Here is a 9,663-nt window from a genome sequence, read left to right on the forward strand (position 1 = left end):
TTTTCCCCTAATTTACTTGTTATTTTTAGTAGCCGCCTCAGCTGAGGCGGCTTTTTTAGCTTTGCTCAAACATCGGTTCCGCTTAGCGCACCATTAATCGCAGATGATTAATGATGCTGTGTTCAGTTAGTATCTTTACTTTTTAATTTGGCTTGCATGTCTTTTAAGGCAGCAATTTTATCAATAGCAACTTGCAGCTGCCGTTGAGGGAGGCCTTTTTGACGGCCTTTTTCGAGCAAGCTTTCAAGGTTAGTTATTTTTTGTTGAGCAGCTATTACAAAGCGTTGCTCAAGCTGAGTTTGCTGCTGTTTATGAAAATCGAGGTAAGCTTGATGATCGGTTAAGTCGCCTTGAAACTGACTCGCACTGATTGGATTTTTTGCGATGACAGGCAAGTAACTCGGTGTAGTAATGGGCGGCAGTTGTTGACTGGCATCAGTATTTTTTAATGAGGTGTGACTATCAATCGCCGCTTCAGCAGTCATATCTGGATTAATAGCTGTCGGTGCCGACGCATTATTTATTTGTGGCGCGGGCGTTACTGGCGTTAAATCATCAGCAGCGCGGATGGGAGCTATTTCACGTTTTCGCTCTGTTGTTAAATTTATTACTAAAAAACCTAAACAAGCGACGCCTGTAATTATGTAGATAGCTTTTTTATTCATAGTTTTACTGCATTTTGTTGTTGCCAAGCCAGCCAATTTTGCTGATAGCGTTGCTGCGCTTTTTGTATTGCGATGGCTTTTTTAGCTTGATAGCGAACCGTTTCGTCAGTAGCGCTAAAGTAGTTATACTGATGGTTATTACTAATTATGACGACCCATAGACCTTCAGGTGAGCGCATCACCGCAGATAATTCTTCTGCTTTTAGCGTATAAGCCAGTTGCACAGCCCAATTACTTTTATTTTTGCGAGTTAGTTTATTGTGATACTTAGCATAAATGTCGTTTTGCTGTGATATATATAATGCATCTGTAAAAGAGCTTGCTTGTACTGTATTTCTAAAGCGAACCGCTTGGTCTCGCTCAGTAAACGCAGCGCCGTAAGCTGTCACTTCACTAAGGTATTTAAAGCGCGCTTTATTTGCCTGATAATAATATTTTATTTCTTTATCGGATATTTGTTGTTCAAGACTGTCGAGTATTGGGCTTTGAACGTGCATCATGTCTTTAATACCTAGCCAACTTTGAATCGAAGGCCTTAAAATATCGCCTTTTGCTAGTTCTTCTAGGTGCGCGATACTGATCCCTTGCTTTAAAAGTAATGGCGTTGCTTTTAAAAGCAACGCCTCAAATTGTTGCTTTTTTATTACTTCAGTTTTGAATAAGTCACTTTCACCTTGGTGCAGTCGAAAGCGTACTTGCATAGATAAAGGGGCTATAAACTCATAAAGATTGACGGCGGTTGTAAAGAGCCCTCTGAGCTCGGTGCGCTGCATTTTATTGATTTGTTCAGCGTTGTATTGGCCATCAGCAGGGTAGCTAGGCAATACTTTGAGCAGCCACTGGGCATTATATTGTGTGAGATTACCTCCTTTAACATAGGATGTTGATAAATTTAGTTGCGTGTCAAATATGTTCATCAAATAGCGCTCAACATGGTACTGCGTGCTAAAGCCTACCGCAGATTGACGTTCAAGCAGCTCAGGCATATGTTGTTCTGCTTGATATAATAAAAATTGATTTTCAAACATATGTTTACGAACGTCTTTGCGACTAATGTTGGCATTGTGTTGTTGATAAACTTGCTGCATTAAACGCACTTCAGCATCGTTATATTGGTTAAATGATGCCATTGTTAGGCTGCTATAAAGCAGTCCTAATAATAACAAAATACAACTGCTCAGCGTTTTCATTGGCGCACGACCATGGCATGATTAAGTAGGTGCACAACCATGGCAATCGCATGTGGGATCACTTGTTTTGCCGTATTTAAGCGGTCGTAATGGTCTTGTGAATTAAGCACAATACCGCCTTGAGCATAAGAAAAAGCGCCACCTTGTGTCAGTAAAGGGCGTACGTCTTGACTGTTTATATCCAGTGCTGAAAATGTTTGCATGGCTTGTGTAATAAGGGCAGAGTCATTGAGTTGTTCCTGATCATAGTAGTCTTTTACCCAGCTTTCCCAGCTTGAATGATTGAGATCAGATGTGGTCCAAGTATGGTGTGGTTGTAGTAAGTCAGTTGTATGGAAAACAAAACCTAACACTTGTGGGTTGCCACTTTGCAAATAGCTTTGATACCAGTATTGACCTAAATTATCAATTGGCTGAAAAGGCATTTCTTCAAAGTCATCGTACATGTTGTAATTTGATTGGCTGTCAATTCGGTAATTAGCTTCAGTAATACCATAGCTGTTGTACTTTGATGAATCGGCATTAAACCAGCCTGTTTCACCGCCTTGACCGTCATCAAGGTAGTCACCTTTTAACCAGCTTGAAGCCAAGTTATCAACGGTTCCCCATACCGTCAGTTTTTGGTAATTGTAGCCACCAAAGTCGTTACCGTGTTGATCAGCCCCTTGGGTATGGTTTTGGAAATGCCAATAGCTGGTATATTTAACAATACTCTCTGCTGCTCCCCATATTGGTGCTTGAACACATGACCCCGTTACAGCACCACAAAAGAAGGTGTCTTCAAAGTCATCCACATCATAGGCTGCTTGGCCTAGTACTTCGGCTAACTGGGTTACCGTCATATTATTTTGTTGAGCGTATTGGCTTAATGCCGAAAACTGTGTGCTGCTTGGGTGCTGCTGCATGTAGTTCACTGCATCGATGACGATACGTTTATGTGTTTCTTGGCTAAATGCCTGTGCTTGGCTTGTACTGATCAGTAATAATGCCGTTAAAAACTGTTTTTTCATCGTGTTCTCATAGTGTTGTGGAGTAATTTCTAATATTAGAAAGTAGGGTGATTACACTATAATTACAAATTAATTAAACATTTAATTAACAATATTACCTAATATGATACTTCTGTTAGAGTTTTTCTATATTATTTAGGCACCATTGCGCTCGCTCTAAAATAGCGTGCTGTTGTGATGTATCTTGTTTTTGCCAATTTTTATAGACCATGCCAATACGTGGGTTACGAGCTAAGCGGGCTTCATGGGTGTGCATAAATTGCCAATATAAACTATTAAAAGGGCAAGCCGTGTCGTCACTTTTTTGTTTTACGTTATAGTGGCAGCTGGTGCAGTAATCACTCATTTTGTTTATGTAATTACCGCTTGCGGCATACGGTTTTGTGGCGATTAGGCCGCCATCTGCAAATTGACTCATGCCACGGGTGTTAGGCATTTCTACCCATTCAATGGCATCGATGTAAATGCCCAAATACCAGCTATCAACTTCATTTGGATCAATACCGGTTAATAAGCAAAAGTTTCCGGTGATCATTAAGCGTTGAATATGATGCGCGTAGGCGGTCTCTAAGCTCTGCGTGATTGCCTGTTTCATACAGTTCATTTTTGTTTTGCCACTCCAAAAATAATCAGGTAACAGACGAGCAGCCTCAAGTTCATTTTTACTCGCGTAATCAGGCATATTTTGCCAATAAATACCTCTTACATATTCTCGCCAACCTAAAATTTGCCTAATAAACCCCTCAACTTGGGCAAGCGTGATCTGTTCTTGGCGTGCCGCAAACTCAGCCAGTACTTGCTTAATAACTTGCATTGGGTGCAGCATTTTTGTGTTAAGTGCAAACGCGATACGACTATGATACAAGCTCCATTTGTATGAGCTCTGACAGGTCATCGCGTCTTGAAACTGTCCGAAACAGGGGAGTAGATGAGTGCAAAAGTAATCGAGTAATTGTTTTGCTTGAGCACGACTGGTTGGCCATAATAAAGTTGCTGAACAATGGCCAAGGGTATTTACCTGGTGTTTTCTTATGCGCTGTAAAATAGCTTCAATATTATTGGTAAATATTTTTGGTTCAGGGATAGCAGCTAAATCAGTTTTTTTTAATTTGTTACGATTGTCTTGGTCAAAGTTCCATTGCCCGCCTAGTGGAGCATTATCTTGCATCAATATGTCAAAGCGCTTGCGCATCATGCGATAAAAAAATTCCATTTTCACATGCTTATCTTTTTTAAAATGGTCGCTGATATCAGCAAAAGGTAATAAAAAATGTTCGCTGTCTGTGGCACTAACATTAAAGTCACTGCTGTTTGCAAACTCTTGCAGTTGAGTTTTTAATCTATACTCATCAGGATACTGATATTGAATTTGTTGACACTGATATTGCTTAGCCAAGCGTGTTAGCAATGAGGTAATGCAAGCATCATCGTGGGTATCATCGAGTGTTAAGTGAAGCACATTTAATTGTGCTTGTTTGAGCGCAGTAGCAAAGTTCTCCATTGCTGCAAAAAACGCCGCTACCTTTTGTATATGATGTTTTACATAATCTGTTTCTTGTTTTAATTCAGCAATGACATAAAGGTATTGTGTTTGATTCTCTTCTTTATACCAACTGTGATTGGCATTAAGTTGGTCGCCAAAAATAAATCGCAGCGTTTTATAAATCATGAATTTTGCCTAAATGTTATTTATACGAACTAAGTTGACGGTTAGATCGCATTTATTATTACTGATAGTCGTGGTATATAAATATAAGGAACCTGTGTAAGTTAACTATATAAACAAAGGAATGTCGGCTTATGAATCAATATCAGTATACTGTTCGCAAATTTAAAATTGTTTTACCTTGTCTCATTGCACTTTGTCATGTTAGTTCTTTGCATGCCACAGTTTATCAGTGTGAAAAAAAAGGCGTCGTGGAATTTAGTCAATTTCCATGTGGTGATGATGCGAAACTAATCTCTATAAAAGAGCAAAACCCGAGCTTATCTAGTCAATTTGTTGCTAATGAAAATATTGATACCTCGGGCGTCGATAGTTATATTCGGACTCGGCAAATTGATGCTGATATTCAACAGCATCAAGATAAAATTGATAGCTTAAGCGAGAAAATGAATCAGCAAATTGCCGCCTTAGGTGAGCAATCAGATGCGCAGTTAAATAATTTATCTGGTGCAAAAAAAGAAACTGCAATAGCAAATCAAATGACCAGTATTTCAGAGCGCTATAACGTTCTAATTGCACGTGAACAGCGGGATATTGATCGACTATTAAAAGAAAAATACGCTTTGCCTGAGTCGAAAAACACTTCTGAAATTGACCAACAATCAACCCAGAGCAAAGGCATTGATTCGTTCATTCGGGCACAAGAAATCAAACGAGATGTTGAACAGCGACAATCAAAAATAGATACTTACCAAACTCAAATGGATCGCCAAATAGCAGCCCTCGAAGCTCAGGCTAAAGAGCAACTAAATAACTTAACTGATGCGACTTTTGATAACTCCTTATCTAGAAAAATGAGTGCGTTAACATCAAGATATGCAACTTTAATCGATGTTGAACAGCACCAAATAGATCGTCTTCTACAAGAGTTAGCTAGTATAGAATAATGCATGTAGGTTATTTGCTATGAATTCACTTGCTGCTGCACGGACTTGTTAATTGCAACAATATTACTGGTATTAAATAAATAGCTTTTCACTATGCTGTTAAACATCCTGAGTGCATAACGCCACGCTTGCTCTATGTTTGGCGTAAATTCTCGGCCCAAATGAATTTTTAGCGCAGCTATAAAAGCATCACATAATAAATCAACATCCTGACAAGTGAGGCCAGATTTACTTAGGTTGTTGGCATGATAATGAATAAAAGGTAATACAGACAATAAGCGATCTAAGTGGGTAATAGTGCGTTCCAATGAGCAATACAACAAATAACTTTTTTCACTTATTTCATCACTGCTAGGCCATTGCATAGTCAGTGCATGACGTTTTAATTGCACATGAAAGGTAACAGTAAAACAGTGAAAGTTAGGTTTTATTATTGCGATACTTTGTAATAACATTTTTTGATGATGAGCAGAAATACTCATAATAAGCCCTCTCTAAATAGCCTTAAATATGCAGATTGCCATTAAAAACTTAGTATAGACGCTGTGTAGGAAAGAGTGAGTAAATCGATGGAAATCGCGTAATAGCGCGCATTATTAATGCCAATAAGGCTAGGGCGTGTTGACCTTTGTGGATTGAAATTTGTTCAATCTAGGGGCGATTTAATCGCGGCGCGAGGTTTGTAACCTAGTGGGCTAAGTAAAAATCGAGCAAAGCTTCCGCGTCCTGCTCACGCCCCTTACTTACATCCATGTAAGTAACAAAGAGTTAATCGCCCCTAGGAAGAACCCTTTGGGCAGCGCATGTTTGGAATTTATACTGCGTTATCGTCTATTTATGGGGAACAACCACACTACATAGACTCTGCCTTGCCTAAATACCAAACATACTGCTGCAAAATTAATCACAAAAGGTCAACACGCCCTAGGGCTTTTATGTTGGTTTTTTAACAGGGTACTTTTGGTACGGTTATAGCGAATTGTTCTGACGTATAATTTTGTACTTTATAGTCTAGTCATTCTTTACCAGTTTTTGGTTGCTAATTACGCCAAGCCTCTTTATAATAGCCGCCATTGTCTAGCTCACTTAATTAGCTGCTAGGCAGGTATCAGGTATTTTGATACCAGTTGGCGCGGGATGGAGCAGCCTGGTAGCTCGTCGGGCTCATAACCCGAAGGTCGTCGGTTCAAATCCGGCTCCCGCAACCAAGTTTTTAGATAAGTTATTAGTTTAATTAATATTTCTAAATTCTTGAAGCCAAACTTTTGAGTAGCGATTTTAGTTACTGATTTGAAGTCGCGCATTCTATGTAATGCGCGTTTTGCGTTTAAGCCTTTGGGTTTAATTTAGATGGTGTTAGCTATCCGCAACCAAGCTTGGCCCATGGCCACACAGTTTTATGCTTTAGGTGTGACGCCCCGCTTGGTTCGGGGCGTTGTTGTATCTGCACCACTTGATTTTAAATCAAGGTATAAGCTAAGTATTTTAGGGCTATAAGCCCTTTTTTTGTTTGTATGGAGAATTTTCGTGACAAAACTTGAGCAAGATTTATTAACCATGCTTTCACCGTCAGTTGAAATGTTAGGCTTTGAATTACATGGTCTAGAGTTTGTGCAAGCGGGTCGCCATTCTACGCTTAGGGTCTATATCGATCACGAAGCGGGGATCTCGGTTGATAACTGTGCTGATGCAAGTCGTCAAATAAGCGCAATTTTAGATGTCGAAGACCCGATTACAAATGAATATGATTTGGAAGTATCGTCTCCTGGTGTTGATCGTCTATTATTCAAACAAGATCACTACGAGAAGGCACAAGGAGAGGAAGTACGCGTGCGTACTAAGCTTCCACAAGATGGTCGTCGTAATTTTAAAGGCGATCTAATAGCAGTTAGCAGTGATATGATCACACTTTCATATGACGGTACTGAGCAGTTAATTATGCTCAGTAACATTGAACGTGCGAACATCATCGCAAAGTTTTAATCCGAGTGCGAAGGAATAGGGCAAGCGAGGCATAACCCATGGCAAAAGAGATATTATTGGTTGCTGAAGCCGTTTCCAATGAGAAAGCGGTTCCAAAAGAAAAGATTTTCGAAGCGTTAGAGTTCGCATTAGCGACTGCGACTAAGAAAAAACATACTGGTGAAATTGAAGTACGCGTTGCAATTGACCGTAAAACAGGCGATTACGACACTTATCGTCGTTGGCAAATTGCTGCAGTACTTGAAGATGGTTCACTGGAAAACCCTTACAGCGAAATCACGTTGGAAGCGGCTCAGGTTGATGACCCAGATCTTAAGATTGGTGATTTCATCGAAGAGCAAATCGAGTCAATTAAATTTGACCGTATTACTACACAAATGGCGAAACAAGTAATCGTACAAAAAGTACGTGAAGCTGAGCGCGCACTTGTTGTAGAAGCTTATAAAGATCAACAAGGCGAGTTAGTAACAGGTGTTGTGAAAAAAGCAACGCGTGACGCAATCGTATTAGATTTAGGTAACAATGCTGAAGCGGTTATTTACCGTGATGACATGTTACCACGTGAAAATTTCCGTCCTGGCGATCGTATCCGTGGTTTACTTTATGAAGTAAAACCTGATGCTCGTGGTGCACAGTTATTTGTAACACGCTCTAAGCCAGAAATGCTGATGGAATTATTCCGCATTGAGGTGCCAGAAATTGGCGAAGAGATGATTGAACTACGTGCAGCGGCACGTGATCCAGGTTCACGTGCTAAAATCGCCGTTAAATCTAATGATAAACGTATCGATCCGATTGGTGCGTGTGTTGGTATGCGTGGCGCACGTGTACAAGCAGTATCGACTGAACTTGGTGGTGAGCGTGTTGATATCGTACTTTACGATGACAACCCAGCCCAGTTCGTTATTAATGCAATGTCACCTGCTGAAGTTGCTTCAATTGTAATGGATGAAGACACCCATTCAATGGATATCGCTGTTGAAGCTGATAACCTAGCACAAGCAATTGGTCGTAATGGTCAAAACGTACGTCTTGCTAGCCAGTTAACTGGTTGGGAACTAAACGTAATGACAGTTGAAGAAATGCGCGCTAAGAACGAAGCGGAATCTGATAAGTTAATCAACTTATTCACTGAAAACTTAGACATCGATGAAGACTTTGCAACATTACTTATCAACGAAGGTTTCTCAACCCTTGAAGAAGTTGCCTATGTACCTGCGTCTGAGTTTTTAGAAATTGATGGCTTAGATGAAGATACTGTTGATTTGTTACGCTCACGTGCAAAAGATGCATTAACGACTAAAGCACTTAAAACAGAAGAAAGCCTTGATGGTGCAGAGCCTGCTGAAGACTTATTAGCACTAGAAGGGTTAGAGCGTCACCTTGCGTTTGTTATGGCAAGCAAAGGGGTTGTTACGCTAGAAGACTTAGCAGAGCAAGGTATTGATGAATTAGTCGATATTACAGAGCTTTCTCCAGAGAAAGCGGGTGAGCTAATTATGGCTGCGCGCAACATTTGTTGGTTCGCAGACGAGTAAGTTATTAACGGAGGTATTAGAGACTATGGCAGAAGTAAATGTTGAAAAACTAGCCGGGGATATTGGTACAACTGTTGATAAATTGCTTCAACAATTATCGCAAGCCGGTATCACTAAGCAAGCGGGTGATAATGTAACTGAAGCTGAAAAAGCAAAGTTACTTGATCATTTAAGCAAGCAGCACGGCGGCACAGGCTCAGATGGCCCAGCACGTATGACATTGCAACGTAAGAGCAAAAGCACATTAAGTGTGACGGGTTCTACAGGTCAAGCAAAGTCAGTTCAAGTTGAAGTACGTAAAACACGTACTTACGTGAAGAAAAGCGCGGTTGAGCAAGAGCAAGAGCAAGCGCGTATAGCAGCAGAAGAAGCCGCTCGTCGTGAACTTGAGCAACAAGCTGCAAAAGAAGCAGCTGAGCTTAAAGCAAAACAAGACGCAGAGCGCAAAGCCAAAGAAGAGGCTGACCGTAAAGTGAAAGAAGAAGCTAAACGTAAAGCAGATGCTGAACGTGTAGCAAAACAGAAGCAGATGACCCCAGAACAAACCGCGAAGTCTGAAAAAGATCGCGTTGAAGCTGAGCGTCTGCAAAGAGAAGCAGAAGAGGCCGCATTGAAGAAAGCTGAAGAAGAAGCGAAACGTCAAGCAGAAGAGGCAAGAAAGCTA

Annotated in this window: 9 protein-coding genes and 1 tRNA gene; 5 read left to right on the top strand and 5 right to left on the bottom strand. The window is 40.5% G+C overall.

Translation table 11 applies throughout. The features are described 5' to 3' along the window. Window positions 1-122: 122 nt before the first annotated feature. The 4 genes from H5163_RS17035 to H5163_RS17050 all read right to left on the bottom strand — a co-directional run bounded on the left by H5163_RS17035 (window position 123) and on the right by H5163_RS17050 (window position 4,534). On the bottom strand, window positions 123-665 hold the full coding sequence (locus tag H5163_RS17035; RefSeq protein ID WP_145240420.1) for a hypothetical protein: 543 nt from the start codon (window positions 663-665) through the stop codon (window positions 123-125). Beyond that, window positions 662-1,795 (bottom strand): peptidyl-prolyl cis-trans isomerase, encoded by a 1,134-nt coding sequence (locus H5163_RS17040; RefSeq protein WP_259399832.1) that lies wholly within the window; start codon window positions 1,793-1,795, stop codon window positions 662-664. Before H5163_RS17040 ends, H5163_RS17035 begins: the two co-directional genes overlap by 4 nt. A gap of 56 nt (window positions 1,796-1,851) precedes the next feature. Further along, window positions 1,852-2,865, bottom strand: a complete 1,014-nt coding sequence (locus tag H5163_RS17045; RefSeq protein WP_145240424.1) for a phospholipase — start codon at window positions 2,863-2,865, stop codon at window positions 1,852-1,854. A 115-nt stretch (window positions 2,866-2,980) separates the two neighbouring features. Further along, a complete protein-coding gene (locus H5163_RS17050) occupies window positions 2,981-4,534 on the bottom strand; it encodes a cryptochrome/photolyase family protein (protein ID WP_182735593.1) in 1,554 nt (517 codons plus the stop codon). Between the two features lie 131 nt (window positions 4,535-4,665). On the opposite strand from H5163_RS17050, the gene H5163_RS17055 reads away from it, so the two are divergent. Then, window positions 4,666-5,478 carry a hypothetical protein gene (locus H5163_RS17055; protein WP_182735594.1) on the top strand — a complete coding sequence of 271 codons (813 nt, stop codon included), beginning with the start codon at window positions 4,666-4,668 and terminating at the stop codon, window positions 5,476-5,478. Between the two features lie 17 nt (window positions 5,479-5,495). Here H5163_RS17055 and H5163_RS17060 read toward each other — a convergent pair whose 3' ends face one another. Beyond that, window positions 5,496-5,960 (bottom strand): globin, encoded by a 465-nt coding sequence (locus H5163_RS17060; RefSeq protein WP_182731376.1) that lies wholly within the window; start codon window positions 5,958-5,960, stop codon window positions 5,496-5,498. A gap of 649 nt (window positions 5,961-6,609) precedes the next feature. Here H5163_RS17060 and H5163_RS17065 point away from each other — a divergent pair. The 4 genes from H5163_RS17065 to H5163_RS17080 all read left to right on the top strand — a co-directional run. Further along, window positions 6,610-6,686, top strand: a tRNA-Met gene (locus tag H5163_RS17065). Window positions 6,687-7,005: 319 nt separating this feature from the next. After that, window positions 7,006-7,461 carry a ribosome maturation factor RimP gene (gene rimP, locus H5163_RS17070; RefSeq protein WP_145240432.1) on the top strand — a complete coding sequence of 152 codons (456 nt, stop codon included), beginning with the start codon at window positions 7,006-7,008 and terminating at the stop codon, window positions 7,459-7,461. A gap of 38 nt (window positions 7,462-7,499) precedes the next feature. Next, a complete protein-coding gene (gene nusA, locus H5163_RS17075; RefSeq protein ID WP_145240434.1) occupies window positions 7,500-8,999 on the top strand; it encodes a transcription termination factor NusA in 1,500 nt (499 codons plus the stop codon). A gap of 25 nt (window positions 9,000-9,024) precedes the next feature. Next, window positions 9,025-9,663: translation initiation factor IF-2 associated domain-containing protein (locus H5163_RS17080; RefSeq protein WP_182735595.1), on the top strand; the 639-nt coding region annotated here is incomplete at its 3' end.

Source organism: Pseudoalteromonas sp. SG44-8 (genome assembly GCF_014164125.1).
Classification (GTDB): Bacteria; Pseudomonadota; Gammaproteobacteria; order Enterobacterales; family Alteromonadaceae; genus Pseudoalteromonas; species Pseudoalteromonas rhizosphaerae.

What these genes read in the sequence shown, in the direction of transcription:
- H5163_RS17045 (WP_145240424.1), bottom strand. Translation starts at nt 2,865, where the DNA reads ATGAAAAAACAGTTTTTAACGGCATTATTACTGATCAGTACAAGCCAA.
- H5163_RS17050 (WP_182735593.1), bottom strand. Translation starts at nt 4,534, where the DNA reads ATGATTTATAAAACGCTGCGATTTATTTTTGGCGACCAACTTAATGCC.
- H5163_RS17040 (WP_259399832.1), bottom strand. Translation starts at nt 1,795, where the DNA reads ATGGCATCATTTAACCAATATAACGATGCTGAAGTGCGTTTAATGCAG.
- nusA (WP_145240434.1), top strand. Translation starts at nt 7,500, where the DNA reads ATGGCAAAAGAGATATTATTGGTTGCTGAAGCCGTTTCCAATGAGAAA.
- H5163_RS17035 (WP_145240420.1), bottom strand. Translation starts at nt 665, where the DNA reads ATGAATAAAAAAGCTATCTACATAATTACAGGCGTCGCTTGTTTAGGT.
- H5163_RS17060 (WP_182731376.1), bottom strand. Translation starts at nt 5,960, where the DNA reads ATGAGTATTTCTGCTCATCATCAAAAAATGTTATTACAAAGTATCGCA.
- H5163_RS17055 (WP_182735594.1), top strand. Translation starts at nt 4,666, where the DNA reads ATGAATCAATATCAGTATACTGTTCGCAAATTTAAAATTGTTTTACCT.